The 16,299-nt window shown below is 68.9% G+C and carries 16 protein-coding genes; 12 read left to right on the top strand and 4 right to left on the bottom strand.

Going from position 1 to position 16,299, the window contains the following annotated elements; translation table 11 throughout:
* Together NN2_RS28020 and NN2_RS37875 are read right to left on the bottom strand one after the other, a co-directional pair.
* Positions 1-409 (bottom strand): hypothetical protein (locus NN2_RS28020; RefSeq protein WP_156511491.1); only part of this gene is annotated, 409 nt, incomplete at its 3' end.
* A gap of 123 nt (positions 410-532) precedes the next feature.
* The gene (locus NN2_RS37875) at positions 533-1,033 is read right to left on the bottom strand and encodes a hypothetical protein (RefSeq protein ID WP_169812455.1); all 501 of its coding nucleotides are present in this window, start codon (positions 1,031-1,033) and stop codon (positions 533-535) included.
* On the opposite strand from NN2_RS37875, the gene NN2_RS28010 reads away from it, so the two are divergent.
* From NN2_RS28010 to NN2_RS27990, 5 genes are all read left to right on the top strand, one after another.
* On the top strand, positions 1,004-1,888 hold the full coding sequence (locus tag NN2_RS28010) for a hypothetical protein (protein WP_169812454.1): 885 nt from the start codon (positions 1,004-1,006) through the stop codon (positions 1,886-1,888). The two genes, NN2_RS37875 and NN2_RS28010, sit on opposite strands and share 30 nt — an antisense overlap.
* Before the next feature lie 51 nt (positions 1,889-1,939).
* Positions 1,940-3,808: a dynamin family protein gene (locus NN2_RS28005; protein WP_063017348.1), complete on the top strand. Its 1,869-nt coding sequence runs from the start codon at positions 1,940-1,942 to the stop codon at positions 3,806-3,808.
* 88 nt (positions 3,809-3,896) lie between these two features.
* Positions 3,897-5,492 (top strand): dynamin family protein, encoded by a 1,596-nt coding sequence (locus NN2_RS28000; protein ID WP_245658896.1) that lies wholly within the window; start codon positions 3,897-3,899, stop codon positions 5,490-5,492.
* A 121-nt stretch (positions 5,493-5,613) separates the two neighbouring features.
* Positions 5,614-6,501, top strand: coding sequence for a haloalkane dehalogenase (locus NN2_RS27995; RefSeq protein ID WP_063017347.1), 888 nt, complete (start codon positions 5,614-5,616; stop codon positions 6,499-6,501).
* A 44-nt stretch (positions 6,502-6,545) separates the two neighbouring features.
* Positions 6,546-7,403, top strand: a complete 858-nt coding sequence (locus NN2_RS27990) for an RNA polymerase sigma factor (protein WP_063017364.1) — start codon at positions 6,546-6,548, stop codon at positions 7,401-7,403.
* A 4-nt stretch (positions 7,404-7,407) separates the two neighbouring features.
* Here the strand turns inward: NN2_RS27990 and NN2_RS27985 are convergent, their stop codons facing one another.
* Positions 7,408-8,568: a zinc-binding dehydrogenase gene (locus NN2_RS27985; RefSeq protein ID WP_063017362.1), complete on the bottom strand. Its 1,161-nt coding sequence runs from the start codon at positions 8,566-8,568 to the stop codon at positions 7,408-7,410.
* A gap of 31 nt (positions 8,569-8,599) precedes the next feature.
* Positions 8,600-8,836 (bottom strand): hypothetical protein, encoded by a 237-nt coding sequence (locus NN2_RS27980; RefSeq protein WP_146098834.1) that lies wholly within the window; start codon positions 8,834-8,836, stop codon positions 8,600-8,602.
* Between the two features lie 149 nt (positions 8,837-8,985).
* On the opposite strand from NN2_RS27980, the gene NN2_RS27975 reads away from it, so the two are divergent.
* The 7 genes from NN2_RS27975 (at position 8,986) to NN2_RS27945 (ending at position 16,068) form a co-directional block, all read left to right on the top strand.
* Positions 8,986-10,059, top strand: a complete 1,074-nt coding sequence (locus tag NN2_RS27975; RefSeq protein ID WP_169812453.1) for a DUF1707 SHOCT-like domain-containing protein — start codon at positions 8,986-8,988, stop codon at positions 10,057-10,059.
* Between the two features lie 9 nt (positions 10,060-10,068).
* Positions 10,069-10,890, top strand: coding sequence for a DUF1707 domain-containing protein (locus NN2_RS27970; protein ID WP_063910898.1), 822 nt, complete (start codon positions 10,069-10,071; stop codon positions 10,888-10,890).
* 99 nt (positions 10,891-10,989) lie between these two features.
* Positions 10,990-11,640, top strand: a complete 651-nt coding sequence (locus NN2_RS27965) for an HhH-GDP family DNA glycosylase (RefSeq protein ID WP_063017360.1) — start codon at positions 10,990-10,992, stop codon at positions 11,638-11,640.
* Positions 11,641-11,978: 338 nt separating this feature from the next.
* Positions 11,979-13,820 carry a molecular chaperone DnaK gene (gene dnaK / locus NN2_RS27960; protein WP_036506545.1) on the top strand — a complete coding sequence of 614 codons (1,842 nt, stop codon included), beginning with the start codon at positions 11,979-11,981 and terminating at the stop codon, positions 13,818-13,820.
* Positions 13,817-14,461 carry a nucleotide exchange factor GrpE gene (gene grpE, locus NN2_RS27955; RefSeq protein WP_063017338.1) on the top strand — a complete coding sequence of 215 codons (645 nt, stop codon included), beginning with the start codon at positions 13,817-13,819 and terminating at the stop codon, positions 14,459-14,461. Before dnaK ends, grpE begins: the two co-directional genes overlap by 4 nt.
* A gap of 39 nt (positions 14,462-14,500) precedes the next feature.
* The gene (gene dnaJ / locus NN2_RS27950; RefSeq protein WP_063017336.1) at positions 14,501-15,673 is read left to right on the top strand and encodes a molecular chaperone DnaJ; all 1,173 of its coding nucleotides are present in this window, start codon (positions 14,501-14,503) and stop codon (positions 15,671-15,673) included.
* Positions 15,673-16,068: a heat shock protein transcriptional repressor HspR gene (locus NN2_RS27945; protein ID WP_063017334.1), complete on the top strand. Its 396-nt coding sequence runs from the start codon at positions 15,673-15,675 to the stop codon at positions 16,066-16,068. The genes dnaJ and NN2_RS27945 overlap by 1 nt, the downstream gene beginning before the upstream one ends.
* Positions 16,069-16,299 lie beyond the last annotated feature (231 nt).

Raw genomic sequence — 16,299 nt, 5'->3', positions numbered from 1 at the left:
GCTGGGTGGCGCGTTGGGCGGCGCGGCGAATGCCGGTGCAGGACTGGGAGGCGCGCTGGGCGGTGTTGCCGATGCGGGTGCCGGCCTTGGTGGTGCGCTGAATGCGGCGGGTGACTTGGGGGCGGGGTTGTCCGGTGCGGCGGGTGCTGCGACCGGGGTGGGGTCCGAGTTGGGTGGTGCTTTGGGTGGTACGGCCGACGCGGGCGCTGGTCTCGGTGGTGCGCTGGGTGGTGTGGCGGACGCCGGTGCCGGACTGGGCGATGCCTTGGGTGGTGCCGCCAATGCTGGTGCGGGGCTGGAAGGTTCGTTCGGGAATTCGGTCCATACGGGTGGCGATCTGGGTGGTGCGCTCGGCGGCGCGACGCAGGTCGGAGCCGACCTCGGTGGTGCTCTCGGGGGTGCGGCCCACGCGGGTGCCGGACTCGGTGGAGAACTCGCGGGCGGCGCTGGGCTCGGTGGCGCACTCGCGGGCGGCGCTGGGCTCGGTGGCGCACTCGGGGGAGCGGCGAATGCGGCTGCGGGCCTTGGGGGTTCACTCAGCGGGGCGGCCGATGCCGGTGCCGGGATCGGGGGCGATCTGTCGGATGCGACACAGGCGGCCGGAGATTTGGGCGGGGCGCTGAGCGGTGCTGCGCAGGGTGGTATCGGTGGTGCACTGAACGGTGCCGCGAATGCCGGAGCAGGACTGGGCGGCGCTGCGAATGCCGGTGCGGGGCTCGGTGGTGCCTTGGGTGGTGCGGCGAATGCCGGTGCCGGACTGGGCGGTGCCCTGAACGGTGCGGCGAACGCCGGTGCCGGACTGGGCGGTGCCCTGAACGGTGCGGCGAACGCCGGTGCCGGTCTCGGTGGTGCCCTGGGCGGCGCCGCGAATGCCGGTCTCGGTGGGGCGCTCGGCGGTGCTGCGAATGCCGCCGCGGGACTCGGGGGTGCCGCCGGTATCGGAGCGGGGCTCGGCGGGGCGGTGGCTTCGGGGGCGCAGGGTGCGACCGGGTTGGAGACCGGGTTGTCCGGTGGTCTCGGCAGCGGTGTGCACACCGGGGCGGATCTGTCCGGGGCCGCGGTCTCGGGTGCGCATGCGGCCGGGGATCTGTCGTCCTCGCTGTCGGGTGCGGCGACGTCCGGTGTGAACAGCGCGACCGGCCTCGGAACCTCCCTGTCCGGATCAGCGGATGCGGGCGTCCACGGTGCCGGCGACTTGGCGACCTCGCTCTCGGGAGCGGGCGCCAGTGCCGTGCACAGTGCCGGCGACCTGGGCACGTCGTTGTCCGGCGCCGGTGCCGGGGCTGTGCACAGTGCGGGCGACTTGGGCACGTCGTTGTCCGGCGCGGGCGCGGGGGCTGTGCACAGTGCGGGCGACCTGGGGACATCGCTGTCCGGGACCGCCGCGTCGGGTGTGCACAGTGCCGGTGACCTCGGAACCTCGTTGTCGGGGACCGCGGAGTCCGGTCTCCACGGTGCGGGCGATCTGTCGACCTCGCTGTCGGGCGCGGCGGATTCGGGGTTGCACGCGGGCGCCGATGCGAGCTCGGGTCTGACGGGTTCGGTCGACTCGGGGCTGCACGCGGGCACGGATGCATCCTCGGCACTCTCGGGTACGGCCGCCGGCACCTGGTCCGGTGTCGATGTGTCGCACGCGTTCGGCAGTGGTGTCGGCACCGATATCTCCGGCGTCGGCGCCTCGGGTATCGGCGGCGGCGTGGACAGCGCCCTCGGTGCGCACAGCGGCATCGACAGCACTCTGGCGGCGGGCGGTAACAGCTCGCTGTCGGGCGGGCTCGACACCGGCGGTCACACGGATTCGAGCCTGTTCGGTGACACCTCCGGCCACGCCTCGACCGTCACCGATACGCACGCCTCCGGCGACATCACCGGCGGACTGCTGCACTGAGGGTAGCGAAGAATCGGTTCGGTCAACGAAACAGGTTGGGGTGCAACGAAAATGAGCAGTGTGGTCGTGGCGGACACCGCCCCGGAGGTGCCTGCCTCACCGCTGTCGCGGATTCTCGCCGAAACCATCACCGCCGCGCGCACCGCCGATCGCGACGATCTGGTCGGCCGGCTGGAGGTGCTGGCCGACCGGATCCGCGACCCCCGCCGCCGCATCGTGGTGGTGGGCCTGGGCAACCAGGGCAAGAGTCAATTCGTCAACGCGCTGCTGAATCTCGACATCAGCCCGGTCGGAGACGATGCGACCACCGGGGTGCCGATCGTGCTCTCGCACGGCCCGCAGGCCCGGGCCGAGACCGTCGTCACCACGCCGTCCGGTGACGAGCGGGACAACCGGCGGATTCCGCTGCCGCTCGGCGATATTCACACCGTCACGCCGCAGTCTCCGCACGGCCGCGTGGCGCGGGTGGAGATCGAGTTGCCGAATCCGCTGCTGGCCGACGGGATCGTCGTCATCGACACCCCGCCGGTCGGCGGCCACGCAACCGCCACGGCCGCAGCGGTTCTCGCCCTGGCCCCGGCCGCCGATGCGGTGCTGCTGCTCTCGGATGCCTCCACCGAGCTGACCGAACCGGAGGTCGACTTCCTGCGGCAGGTGCGCGAACTGTGCCCGGCCGTGGCGCTGATCCTCAGCAAGATCGATCTGTATCCGCATTGGCGGCAGGTATTGCAGGCCGACCAGGCGCATCTGGAGCGCAATCGCCTGGCGCTGCCGATCATCCCGGTTTCGGCGCTGCTGCGCAGCCACGCCATGCGGCTGCAGGATCAGCAACTGGGCCGGGAATCCGGTTTCGGTGTCCTGTTCGACTTCCTGCGGGAGCAGGTGGTCGCTCGGGACAAGGCGGCGGCGCAACGCGCGGTGGCTCTCGACATCTCCTCTGCCGCAGAACATCTCGCACTGGCGCTGAGCAGTGAACTGGTCGCCCTGCGCGACCCCGAACGCGGTGCGGCCGCCATCCGCGAACTGCGCACCGCGAAGGCGCAGGCCGAGGAGCTGCATCGCCGGACCGCGACCTGGCAGCAGACGCTGGGCGACGGCGTCACCGATCTGGCCGGCGATATCGACCACGACCTGCGAGATCGGTTGCGCGCCATCGGCAGGACCGCCGAGGAGTGGATCGACGAGAACGATCCCGGCCGGCTGTGGGATCAATTGGAACAGTGGCTGATGCAAACGACCGACACCGCCATCGGCGACAATCTGCTGTGGACGCATCATCGCGCCATCCACTTGGCCGAGCGGGTGGCCGAGCACTTCCTCGAATTCGGTGCGGTGGATCTGCCTGCGGTGCGGTCGGGTTCGGAATTGGAGGAATCGCGGGTGGCGTCGGTGACGCTCGCCGATCTCGAGCCGGATCTCGGCATCGGCCACAAGTTGCTCGTCGGTATGCGCGGTTCCTACGGCGGCATGGTGATGATCGGCCTGGCCAGTACGGTCGCGGGCCTGGCGCTGATCAATCCGGTGTCGCTGGGCGCGGGTGTGCTGCTGGGCGGCAAGGCGTTTCGCGACGACAAACGAGAACGGCTGGCGCGCAAGCGCGGCGAGGCGAAGATGGCGGTGCGCCGCTACCTCGACGATGTGAGTTTCGAGGCGGGCAAGGAGTCGCGCGACCGGCTGCATCGCATCCATCGCATTCTGCGCGATCACTTCACCGGCATCGCCGACCGCAGTCTGCGTTCGATCAACGATTCGCTGCAGGCCGCGCAGGATGCCGCCGGGGTGGCCAACGCCCAGCGCACGCAGCGGGGCGCGGAACTCGAGCGGCAATTGCGAGTGGTGGCCGAGCTGCGACGTCATGCCGATGCGATGCTGCCGCCGGCGGGCCCGTCCGGACGTCATGCGCGCGGGGCACAGTCCTGACCCAAGGCACCGGGACTCCGAGCCTGCGGCCCCGGGATTCTCAGCCCACGGCACCGGGATTCACAGCCTGCTCGGGTACGGTCGACGCGTGAGTTACCAGGTCAGCGACCAGACGCCGGGCATCGTGGGGGAGGCGCGCCGGTTGGTTTCGGCGGCCCGCCACGCCTATGCGCCGCGGTCGCGCCCCGCCGCGATGCTCGGTGACTGTGCGCGCCGCCTCGACCAACCGCTGCGGGTGGCGCTGGCCGGGCAGCTCAAAGCCGGTAAATCGACGCTGCTCAATGCGCTGGTCGGACAGGACATCGCACCGACCGATGCCACCGAGTGCACGCGGATGGTGACCTGGTACCGCCACGGCCCGGCCCCGCGCGTGAGCGCCCTGGCCGCCGACGGCGCGAGCGCCGATGTGGTGGTGCGGCGCACTCCCGGCGCCGACGGCCTGCCCGGGGCGCACGGTCTGAGTTTCGACCTGTCGGCGCTGCGCTGGAACGCCGCCGGTGAGCACGAGGTCGACCATCTGGATGTGCAGTGGCCGGCCGCCACCCTGGCTCGCACCACCATCATCGACACTCCGGGCACGTCGTCGCTGTCGCGGGAGGTGTCGCTGCGCACCTCACGGCTGCTCACGCCCGACGAGAATGCGGCGGTGACCGTTCCCGAGGCCGACGCGGTCGTCTATCTGCTGCGCCGGCTGGACGCCTCCGATATCGGGTTCCTGGAACGCATCGGCGCCGGAGGTGCTGCCCGGCAGGGTGTTTCGGGTCCGCTCGGCGTGATCGGGGTGGTCTCCCGGGCCGACGAGATCGGCGCCGGCCGCATCGATGCCCTGCATTCGGCCCGCGAGGTCTCGGCCCGCTTCGCCACCGAACTGGAGCGAACCGGATTGTGCCAGGCGGTCATTCCGGTCGCCGGCCTGCTCGCCTTCGCCGGCGCGACGCTGCGGCAGCGCGAATTCGATGCCTTCGAGGCGCTGGCGCGGATCTCCGTGGAGGATCTGAGCATCGCGCTACTGTCCGCGGACCGATTCGCGCATCCGGAGTTGCCCCTGCCGGTGCCGGCGGAACTGCGGGCCCATCTCGCAGCCCGGTTCGGCCTGTTCGGCATTCGCATGGCGGTGACGCTGATCCGGCTGGGCGTGCGCGACTCCGCCACGCTGGCACGCGAACTCGGCGAGCGCAGCGGCGTGGAGGAACTGCGCACGGTGCTCGACGTGCAGTTCGCCCAGCGAGCCGATCAACTGAAGGCGCATTCGGCGTTGACCGCCGTGGCGCGGATCGTGGCCGCCCATCCGGGAACGCGCGCCGACGACCTGCTCCCCCATATCAACAGCCTGTTGGCGGATGTGCACGGATTCGCCGAGCTGCGGCTGCTCGGGCGGTTGCGCACCGATGAATTGCCCCTGCCCGCAGACGATGTCACCGAGTTGTACCGGCTGGTCGGCGGATCCGGTGTGGCACCGCATCTGCGCCTGGGATTGCCCCCGGACGCTCCGGGCGGCGAAGTGCAGGCACATGCGGTGGCGGCGGTGCGGAAGTGGCGTGGTCGGGCGCGCCACCCGCTGGCCGACCGATTCACCACCGAAGCCTGCCTGACGGCGGCGCGGAGCGCGGAGGGAATCGTCGACCAGTTGCGGGAACCGGAAACCACCCCGATGAGCCGCGTGCGTCCGCCTCGCGCCGGCTGATCCCTCGGCGCTGTGATGTGTCTCGCATCACAGCGGGGGCCGGTCACAACCTCGTCCTGCCCGTGTCGAAACCGGATGTAAGGGCCGAAAACTCGGCCGGGCACCGATCCGAGGACACATCATGCCGACCGTCGTGACTCTCGATTCCTTCGTCAACTACCGCGAGAGCGGCACCGGACCGGTTCCGGTGGTCTTCCTGCACGGCAACCCGACCTCGTCGTATCTGTGGCGCAACGTGATTCCGCACGTCGATCCGCTGACCCGGGTGCTCGCGCCGGATCTGATCGGCATGGGGGATTCGGGCAAGCCCGATATCGCCTACCGATTCGCCGATCACGCCCGCTACCTCGACGCCTGGTTCGACGCCCTGGAGCTGGACGAGGTGGTGCTCGTGGGGCACGACTGGGGCGGCGCGCTGGGTATGGACTGGGCCGCGCGCCACGCCGACCGGGTGCGCGGCGTCGCGGTGGTGGAGACATTCCTGCGACCGCTGCGCTGGTCCGAGATGCCCGAGCAGGGGGCGGAGCTGTTCCGTCGGTTCCGGTCACCGGAGGGGGAGCAGATGATTCTGCGCGACAACATGTTCATCGAATTCAATCTCCCGTTCGGCGCGCGCAGCCTGACTCCGGCCGATCTGGACGTGTACCGGGCGCCGTACCCGACGCCGGAGTCGCGGCGGCCGATGTTGGTGTGGCCGCGCGAGATCCCGTTCGACGGAGAGCCCGCCGATGTCGCCGCCGTCATGGACGACTACGGCCGCTGGATGGCTTCCACACCGGATATCCCCAAGCTGGTGATGGCTGTGGATGCCGGCGTCGGCCTCGGATCGTCGGACGCGGTGGATTGGGCGCGGCGGACCTTCGCGGCGGTCGAGGTCGTCGGGATCGGTCCGGCCGGACATCACGCCCCCGAGGACCGTCCCGACGCCATCGGCGCGGCCGTGGCGACCTGGCTGCGCGACTCGCGGCTCACCGAACCCCGCACCGCGGTCCGGACAACGCCGCGGTGACCTGCGCCGTTGCGGTGCCGCTCGCGGCACCGCACGATAGGTCGATGAGCGTTGACGGGCCCGACGAGCGGGCGGCCGAGACCGCACTGGTCGATCGCGCCGTGGCCGGCGACCGGACCGCCATCGCCGACGTGGTGCGGCTGTTGCAGGATCCGTTGTACCGCTTGGCGTTACGGATGACGGGAAATCCGCCCGATGCCGAGGACGCGGTGCAGGAAATCCTGCTGCGTGCTGTCGGAAATCTCGCGAGTTGGCGCGGCGAGGCGAAACTGACGACCTGGGCCTATCGCATCGGCGTCAACTATCTGCTGAACCAGCGCCGGCGCAGCCCGCAGGAATCGGCGCAGCTGGACCTGGACGGCTTCGCCGCCAATCTGCTCGAGGGGCTGGCCGAACAGGAGTACCGGGGGCCCGAGGCGACGGTGCTCACCCGCGAGGTGCGGCTCGTCTGCAGCCAGGCGATGCTGCAATGCCTCGCCCGTGACGAGCGGGTCGCGTTCGTGCTCGCCGATGTCTTCGAACTGAGCTCGGCCGAGGCCGCGTGGATTCTCGGCATCGGCGCCCCGGCCTATCGGAAACGGCTGGAACGGGCGAGGACTCGGCTCGGCAACTTCCTGAACGCCACCTGCGGTGTGGCGAATCCGGCAGCGCCGTGCCGCTGCGCGCGCCGCGTGCGGACCGCCGTCGACCAGGGCCGGGTGCGGCCCGGCGCACGCGGCCTGGGCGGTCATCCGGTGGCGCCCGGTGGCCGCAGCGCGGCCGATGCCGAGAAGCAGATGATCGGCCTGCACGATGCCGCGTCGATACTGCGTGCCCACCCGGACTACGCACTGCCGCCGGCGCGGCTGGACGCGATCGCGAAACTGCTCGATTCCGGACGCTTCCCGCTGCTCGACCGCTGAGCGATCACACGTCGGACGACGAACTCGACGGGTCCACAAGGATTTTCGCGTGATGTTCGGGACTGCCCAGGGCGGTGAAGGCGTTGTCGACACCCGCCAGCCCCACGGTTCCGGTGATCAGCGGAGCCGGGTCGACCTTACCGCCGGCGATCATGTGCAGGGTGTCGCGGAACTCGCCCGGATCGTAGCCGAAGGCGAAGCGCAGTTCGATCTCCTTGTTGATCGCCATCGCGGGCCGGAAACGGTCGGTCTCCATACAGACCCCGACCACCACGATGCGGGTCAGAGGCGGTGCGTCGGTGAGCAATTGGTCGATGATCCCCGGCACGCCCACACATTCGAACACCACCGGCCCGGCCGGCGCCGCGTCCAGGCTGTGCGCGAGGCGGAACAGATACCACCAGGGCAGTTTCGGGATGCTGCGCAGTCGCGTCATGGTGTCGAAACCGAGATTGAGGATATCGGTGACGCCGGAGATGCGACCCTTCGCGGGGTTGGCCGTCCACGGTGATTCCAGATTCGGATCCACCACCACGTTGGCGCCACACCGGCGCGCCAGTTCACGGCGACGCGGTGAGAAGTCGCTGGCGACAATGTTCTTCACGCCGGCGGCGCGCAGCATGCTGATGACCGCCAGGCCGATCGGCCCGCACCCCACCACGAACGCGGGCTGGTTGCGGCCCACCCGACTTTTGCGCACCGCATGCCAGGCGACGGCCATCGGTTCGGTCAGCGCCGCATGGTCGGTGGCCAGCCCGTTCGGCACCGGGAACGTCATGGATTCCTGCACCACGACCTGTTCGGCGTAGCCGCCGGGCGCCTGCTCCGACAGTCCGGTCAGTTCGGGATCGCGGCCGTTGCGCACGATCGGCAATGCCACCACGCGGGTGCCCGGCTGCCAGCGTTTGCGGCAGTCGGACCCGTATTCGACTATCTCCCCGACGAATTCGTGACCGAGCACCACACGCTGATGGGAGCGCATGAAATTCCGGTAACCGGTGGCGGCCGCGAGCTCGGCCAGTTCGTCACAGTGCAGACGGGCGTGCAGATCGGAGCCGCAGATCCCGCATCGCGACACCGCGATCACCAACTGGCCGGGCCCGGGTTTCGGCGCCGGGATATCCGCGACTTCCAGCTTGCCTTCCGAACACACCACGGCCTTCATATCCGCACGGTACCGCGCGGGATGGGCCGAATCAGCGGGATTGCGGAGGAACACCCGCGGACAAACTGTCCAAAGATCCCAGCAGGTCGACCAGCAGGAATTTCACCAGCGGCGAGGTGCAGCCCTGTTCGGTGCAGCCCACATCCGAGGACCCCAGCATCGGGCCGTCGGTGAAGCCCGGCTGCGCGGCGGCCGCGTTCCCGGCGGCGAACAATCCGCCCGTCGTGAGTGCGGCGGCCACACCGGCGGCGGCGAGACTGCGTTTCATCGATTCCTCCATAGTCGATCGGTCCCCGACCACATCGACGCGACTGTATGGGCGGCCGCCATTTGCCGGAAAGACCCCAGAGGTCGGGGGTCGCCCGAATCCCGCACCGACACGCCGTGATGCGGATGCCGAGTCGCTACCATCCAGGGGTGAGCTCTTCTGGGTCCGGAATGCCGGGTATGCCCGCACCCGGCAGCATGCGGGCCCGCGATATGGACCGAGTTCAAGCGCGCACCCTGCTCGATGCCGCATTCGACGAGGGCCAACTCGGCGCCGACGAATATCACGACCGGTCCGACCGTGCGGCCACCGCGAAGACCGTCGGCGAACTGCGGAATCTGGTCGACGACCTGCAACCGCCCGCCGGTGGTGCGCAATGGACACAGCCGCCGGGCCCGCCCCGGCGAGCGGGCCGCTATCCGGCTTATATCCGTGCCCGCGACGCCGACCGTGCCGAAACCTGCCGTGCCCTCGACACCGCACTGGCCGACGGTCAGCTCTCGGCGGAGGAACATCAGACCCTCACCGATCTGACCACGGCCGCCGAAACCCTGGGCGATCTGGCCGAACTGACCGCGGACCTGCAGCGCCCGGCCGAGGCGCCGATCGATCCGCGGGCGGGAGTACAGAGCGGGACGGCGTGGTTCGCGGGCGCCGCGGCGGTGGTCGTGCTGGCCGCCGCGGTCGGCGGGTATCTGCTGACGCATCGAGCCGCCCCCGAGCCCGCTCCGATCGCGGCCGCGGCGCCGCAGGTGATACGGCCCGTGGTGATCGAGACACCCGACCTCACCACGGTGGCCGGCTTCGAGAAGTTCCGCAGCGACTATCAGGCGAAATTCGGCGACACCACCGTCGACGACCTGACCCTGTTCCCCGATTTCGCGTCGGTCGACCGCACCTCGGCGCGGCAGCCGAATCGGGTGGCCGACTACTCCTATCGGGGCGGTTTCATGGCCTCGACCGCCGTCACCACCCGCTCGGCCGACAAGCCGATATTCGACCTCGCCGCGGTGAACACGTCCGCGCTGGGCGATCTGATCGCGCGGGCGGTACCGCTGCTGAAGGTCCCCGGCGGCGCGGTGAGTCATATCGGCATGGGTATCGACACCATCACCAAGGTGCCCACGATCAGCATCTACGTCGGGAATTCGTTCAACGAGAACGCATACCTGGAAGCCACGCCCGCGGGCGATCCGATTCGCGTCTACCCGTTCCACACATAGGTGCAGCCGATGGGAACCTTCGCCACATCCCGCCGACCTGCCGCGCCGGCCGGGGCCGCGAACAGCGGTCTGCGCGTGCGTGATTCGGATCGCGTCGACGCCTGCGCACTGCTGGACGCCGCCCGCGACGACGGTCAGCTCTCCGACTCCGAGCACGGGCGGCGCACCGCCGCGGCGATGCGGGCGCGCACCTTCGCCGACGTCGAGAAGGTCATCGGCGATCTGCAGATTCCGGCCAATATGGCCGACGCCCCCGTCGTGCGCCCGGCGCGACGACGGCGTGCCCGACGGTGGGTACTGGCGGGCGGTGCGGTGGCGGCTGCGGCCCTGATCGGCATGTTCTGCGGCTGGGTGAGCAGCGACGACGGTCCGCTCGCCGACCACACCCCGCCGGATATGACGACCGCCGCCGGTATCGAGGCGTTTCTGTCCGATTACCGTCAGCACTACGGCGATCTGCTCGCCGACGACGTGACGCTGATGCCGGAGAACGCCTCGATCGAGCGGCCCCGCACGGGGGATCGGTCGATTTCCGAAAGAGCTTCCTACAAGGGAGAATTCGATACCTGGACGACCAGCAGCCGGGATCCGAAACTCGAGCCGATCGACCTCGCCACGATCGATGTGCCGAAATTGGCGGCCCTGCTGGCCGGAGCTCCGCGAACCGTCGGGTCGCCGCAGACGAAGGTCAGCCATCTGATCATCGGTCGCGACAGCTCCGCGCCGGATCACCCGCCGACGGTCACCATCTTCACCGAAGGCGCCCGCAGCGGGCATCTGGTGGTCGCGCCGTCCGGTGAACCGCTGGTGGTCTACAAATCCCAGCCGTGAGGCAGGAGACGTCGGCCGTCCTCGCCGGCGGGTTTGACCTGCGCGTCTCGGGTTAGCCGGATAGTGAATCGCCGGGTCGACGAAAGTGGGGTGTCGCAGATGAGCGCGAACGAGGATCGGATCGCCCGGGAACTGCTCGACCGAGCGGGGACCACCTATGCGGCCGAGGCGGGAATCACTCTCGCCGACAAACCCGCTCCGCTGTTCCAGCTCCTGGTGCTGGCCCAGCTCATGAGCGCCCGGATCACCGCCGATATCGCGGTCGCCGCCGCGCGTGAACTGAGATCGAGCGGCTACCGCACCCCGCAGCGCGTCGCCGCGGCCGACTGGCAGGACCTCGTCGACGCGCTGGGGCGCGGCCACTACCGCCGCTACGACGAATCCACCGCCACCCGGCTCGGTGAGAACGCCACCATCCTGCTCGACCGCTACCACGGTGATCTGCGGAAACTGGCCGCCGAAGCGGATCGGGACCCGGACCGGCTGGCCGAATCGCTGCAGCAGTTCAAGGGCATCGGCCCGACCGGCGCCGAAATCTTCCTGCGCGAAGTTCAGGATGTCTGGACCTGGGTGCGCCCGCATTTCGACGACCGGGCCCGCAAGGGTGCCGATCTGCTGCATCTGTCGACCGATCCGAAGCGCCTCGACCGCCTCGGCCCTTCCGGCCACGACGCGGAATTGGCCGCCGCCCTGGTTCGGGTGAGTCTCGACAAGGATCTCGCCGACCGGGTACTCGCGGCCGCCGGCTGAGCATCGGATGGTCGAAATGCCTGGTCATCCGCGTATCGAGGGACCAGGCCCGGTAAGCGTCGCGTGCTCTCCGGTGGGCTGGGAAATTTTTTCGTCCGGCCGGGAATGAACCGTCCGCCCCGCTCGTTGAGCTGATCGACGCAAGGTTGAGTGAAAGCGACTCAAGTCTCTGGTTGACTCCGACGGGATCGGGGGGCAGGATTGAGCCGACCACGCTCAGTGTTGCTGAGGACCGTGCTCCGTGCGGTGTCAGGGGCGAGGTCCGGCCGGCACGAACAGTGCCACGCGCAGGGTCGCCCCTGCACCACACACAGTTACATCACCTAGGAGGAACCACTATGGCTCGTGCGGTCGGTATCGACCTCGGGACCACGAACTCGGTCATCGCTGTTCTCGAAGGCGGTGAGCCGGTCGTCGTCGCCAACTCGGAAGGTTCGCGCACCACCCCGTCGGTCGTCGCGTTCGCCAAGAACGGAGAGGTTCTCGTCGGGCAGCCGGCGAAGAACCAGGCGGTGACCAACGTCGATCGCACCATCAAGTCCGTCAAGCGCCACATGGGCGAGGACTGGACCGTGGAGATCGACGACAAGAAGTACACGGCGCAGGAGATCAGCGCCCGTACCCTCATGAAGCTCAAGCGCGACGCCGAGTCCTACCTGGGCGAGGAGATCACCGACGCGGTGATCACCGTGCCCGCCTACTTCGAGGACGCGCAGCGCCAGGCCACCAAGGAGGCCGGCCAGATCGCGGGGCTGAACGTCCTGCGCATCGTCAACGAGCCGACCGCCGCCGCGCTGGCCTACGGCCTGGACAAGGGCGACAAAGAGCAGACCATCCTGGTCTTCGACCTCGGTGGCGGCACCTTCGACGTCTCGCTGCTGGAAATCGGCGAGGGCGTCGTCGAGGTTCGCGCCACCTCCGGCGACAACCACCTCGGTGGCGACGACTGGGACAACCGGATCGTCACCTGGCTGGTCGACAAGTTCAAGGCCAGCTCGGGCATCGACCTGACCAAGGACAAGATGGCCCTGCAGCGTCTGCGTGAGGCCGCGGAGAAGGCCAAGATCGAACTGAGCTCCTCGCAGAGCACCTCGATCAACCTGCCCTACATCACCGTGGACGCGGAGAAGAACCCGCTGTTCCTCGACGAGCAGCTGACCCGCGCCGAGTTCCAGAAGATCACCTCCGATCTGCTGGACCGCACCCGCGCGCCGTTCCAGTCGGTGATCAAGGACGCCGGTATCTCGGTCAAGGACATCGACCACGTCGTGCTCGTCGGTGGCTCCACCCGTATGCCCGCGGTCTCCGAGCTGGTCAAGGAACTGACCGGCGGCAAGGAGCCCAACAAGGGCGTGAACCCGGACGAGGTCGTCGCCGTCGGCGCCGCCCTGCAGGCCGGTGTGCTCAAGGGTGAGGTCAAGGACGTCCTGCTGCTCGACGTCACCCCGCTGTCGCTGGGTATCGAGACCAAGGGTGGCGTGATGACCAAGCTCATCGAGCGCAACACCACCATCCCGACCAAGCGGTCGGAGACCTTCACCACGGCCGACGACAACCAGCCGTCGGTGCAGATCCAGGTCTTCCAGGGTGAGCGCGAAATCGCCTCGCACAACAAGCTGCTCGGCTCCTTCGAGCTGACCGGCATCCCGCCGGCCCCGCGCGGCGTGCCGCAGATCGAGGTCACCTTCGACATCGACGCCAACGGCATCGTCCACGTCACCGCGAAGGACAAGGGCACCGGTAAGGAGAACACGATCAAGATCCAGGACGGCTCCGGCCTGTCCAAGGAGGAGATCGACCGGATGATCAAGGACGCCGAGGCGCACGCGGCCGAGGACAAGTCGCGTCGCGAGGAGGCGGAGACCCGCAACCAGGCGGAGTCGCTGGTCCACCAGACCGAGAAGTTCATCGCGGACAACTCCGACAAGGTGCCGGCCGAGACCAAGGAGAAGGTCGAAGCGGCCATCGCCGAGGCCAAGCAGGCCCTGCAGGGCAGCGATATCGCCGCGGTGAAGTCCGCGGTGGAGAAGCTGGCCACCGAATCGCAGGCGCTGGGTCAGGCGATCTACGAGGCTTCGGCTGCCGAGGGTGGCGCCGCCGCCGACGGTGCGGGCAACGCGTCCGCCGGTGACGACACCGTGGTCGACGCAGAGGTCGTGGAAGAGCCGGAGAAGAAGTGACGGAACAGAACCCGAAAGAGGAGCCGGTCACCATCGTCGACAACCGAAAGATCGACCAGGACGGGAAACCGTCCGCTCCGCAGGGTGATGTGAGCGAGGCCGTAGCCGGAAACGACACGGCTTCGGCCTCCGCTTCGGCCGGCGAGGGCGACGCCCTCGCCGACAGCATCAGCGCCGAATTGTCCGAGCGCACTGCGGATCTGCAGCGGCTGACCGCGGAGTACGCGAACTACCGCCGCCGCGTCGACCGCGACCGCAAGGCCGCCATCGACTCGGCCAAGGCCGCGGTGGTCACCGAATTGCTCGGTGTGCTCGACGATCTGGATCGTGCCCGTGCCCACGGAGATCTCGAGTCCGGACCGCTGAAGTCGGTCGCGGACAAGCTCGCCGACGCGCTGCAGAAGCAGGGCCTCGAGGAATTCGGTGTCGAGGGTGAATCTTTCGACCCGACCCTGCACGAGGCCGTGCAGCACGAGGGTGAGGGACACAACCCGGTGATCGGGGTGGTCATGCGTAAGGGTTACCGCTTCGGCGACCGCGTCCTGCGCCATGCGCTGGTCGGAGTCACCGATGGGGTAGCGGATCTGTCCGATTCGTCGGACACTGCGAATGCCGGCCGAGATGCCGACGGTGCCGAGTAACACACAGTCGCGCAATGTGACGGAAGGAGGAGATGCCCGGTGAATCGGGAGTGGCTGGAAAAGGACTTCTACAAAGAGCTGGGTATTTCCTCCAGCGCGACCCAGGACGAGATCAAGAAGGCCTACCGGAAACTGGCCCGGGATCTGCATCCGGACAAGAATCCGGGAGATACCAAGGCCGAGGAGCGCTTCAAAGCGGTCAGCGAGGCGCATGCCGTGCTGGCCGATCCGGAGAAGCGCAAGGAGTACGACGAGGCCCGGCGGTTGTTCGCCAGCGGCGGCTTCGGCCGCGGCGGCTACGCCCCGGGCGGCGGCTACACCGGCGGTGGCGGCTTCTCCAACGAATTCAACCTGGGTGACATCTTCGGCGGTGCGGCCGCCGGCGCGGGTGACGGCGGTCTGGGGGATATCCTCGGCGGCCTGTTCAACCGCGGTGGCACACGGACCACGTCGCGCCCGCGACGGGGCAGCGACGTGGAGACCGAGACGACTCTCGGGTTCCGCGAGGCGGCCCAGGGCGTGACCGTTCCGCTGCGGATGACCAGTCCGTCGCCGTGTACGACCTGTCACGGCAGCGGCGCCAAGCCGGGCACCAGCCCGCGAGTGTGCCCGCACTGCAACGGAACCGGCGTGATCAGCCGCAACCAGGGCGCGTTCGGGTTCAGCGAACCCTGCGACGACTGCCGTGGCACCGGCTCGATCATCGACGACCCGTGCACCGACTGTCACGGCACCGGCATCCAGAACCGGACCCGCACCATCACCGTGCGTATCCCGCCCGGGGTGCGCGACGGGCAGCGGATTCGGCTGGCGGGCCAGGGCGAGGCAGGTCTGCGGGGCGCGCCCGCAGGTGACCTGTACGTCACCGTGCACGTCAGCCAGGACAAGGTCTTCGGCCGCAACGGCGACGATCTGACCCTGGTGCTGCCGGTCAGCTACAGCGAATTGGTGCTGGGTACAACGGTTTCCGTGCCTACACTGGAAGGCAGAGTCGGAGTGAAGGTGCCACCCGGCACCGCCGACGGCCGGACGCTGCGAGTGCGCGGGCGCGGTGTGCCCAAGCGCGGCGGCGGCGCCGGTGACCTGCTGGTCACGGTGAAGGTCGCGGTACCGCAGAAGCTGGACGACGAAGCCACCGAGGCGCTGCGGCGCTACGCGGAGGCGGAGAAGGCCGGCGGGTTCGACCCGCGCGCAGGTTGGGCAGGTGCTTAATGAACGGTGATCCGAAGAATCGGGCAACCGGCACCGAGTACTTCATGATCTCGGTGGCGGCTCAGCTGGCGGGAATGCACGCGCAGACGCTGCGGACCTACGACAGGCTGGGATTGGTTACGCCGCAACGCACTTCCGGCGGCGGCCGACGTTATTCGTCCCGGGATGTGGAACTGCTCCGCGAGGTGCAGCGCCTGTCCCAGGACGAGGGCGTCAACCTGGCCGGGATCAAGCGGATCATCGAACTCACCAATCAGGTCGAGGCGTTGCAGCAGCGGGTGGGTGAATTGACCGCCGAGGTCGAACGCCTGCGCGCCGGGCATCGACCCGATATGGCTCCGCCGCAACGCAGTACCGCACTGGTGGTGTGGCAGCCACGCAACAAACGGCGGTAGGCGGTTTCGGCTCTGTGCCGTTCCGCGACCGAACACACCGTGCGACAGCGCCCCCGGATCGGGGGCGCTGTTCGTGTGTCCCGGCCTCACCCCGCGCTCAGCATGCCCCCGGCAAATGTGAAAATCGCATATCGAGTCGTGCACAACCGCTCTCGAACACGCCGAAATACATGGCGTGTCACGGTCTTTGAGTCGGTTTCCAGGGGCCTACACACTACTGGACCTCGGTTC

The sequence above is a fragment of the Nocardia nova NBRC 15556 genome, from assembly GCF_001613005.1.
In the GTDB taxonomy this organism is placed as follows: Bacteria; Actinomycetota; Actinomycetes; order Mycobacteriales; family Mycobacteriaceae; genus Nocardia; species Nocardia nova.
The sequence above is the reverse complement of the archived record's forward strand: the minus strand, read 5'-3'. Positions and strand labels throughout refer to the sequence as shown.

Excerpts from the sequence above, each read along its gene's own strand:
- NN2_RS28005 (WP_063017348.1), top strand. The coding sequence starts at position 1,940 with ATGAGCAGTGTGGTCGTGGCGGACACCGCCCCGGAGGTGCCTGCCTCA.
- NN2_RS27995 (WP_063017347.1), top strand. The coding sequence starts at position 5,614 with ATGCCGACCGTCGTGACTCTCGATTCCTTCGTCAACTACCGCGAGAGC.
- NN2_RS27990 (WP_063017364.1), top strand. The coding sequence starts at position 6,546 with ATGAGCGTTGACGGGCCCGACGAGCGGGCGGCCGAGACCGCACTGGTC.
- NN2_RS27985 (WP_063017362.1), bottom strand. The coding sequence starts at position 8,568 with ATGAAGGCCGTGGTGTGTTCGGAAGGCAAGCTGGAAGTCGCGGATATC.
- NN2_RS27980 (WP_146098834.1), bottom strand. The coding sequence starts at position 8,836 with ATGAAACGCAGTCTCGCCGCCGCCGGTGTGGCCGCCGCACTCACGACG.
- NN2_RS27970 (WP_063910898.1), top strand. The coding sequence starts at position 10,069 with ATGGGAACCTTCGCCACATCCCGCCGACCTGCCGCGCCGGCCGGGGCC.
- NN2_RS27965 (WP_063017360.1), top strand. The coding sequence starts at position 10,990 with ATGAGCGCGAACGAGGATCGGATCGCCCGGGAACTGCTCGACCGAGCG.
- dnaK (WP_036506545.1), top strand. The coding sequence starts at position 11,979 with ATGGCTCGTGCGGTCGGTATCGACCTCGGGACCACGAACTCGGTCATC.
- NN2_RS27945 (WP_063017334.1), top strand. The coding sequence starts at position 15,673 with ATGAACGGTGATCCGAAGAATCGGGCAACCGGCACCGAGTACTTCATG.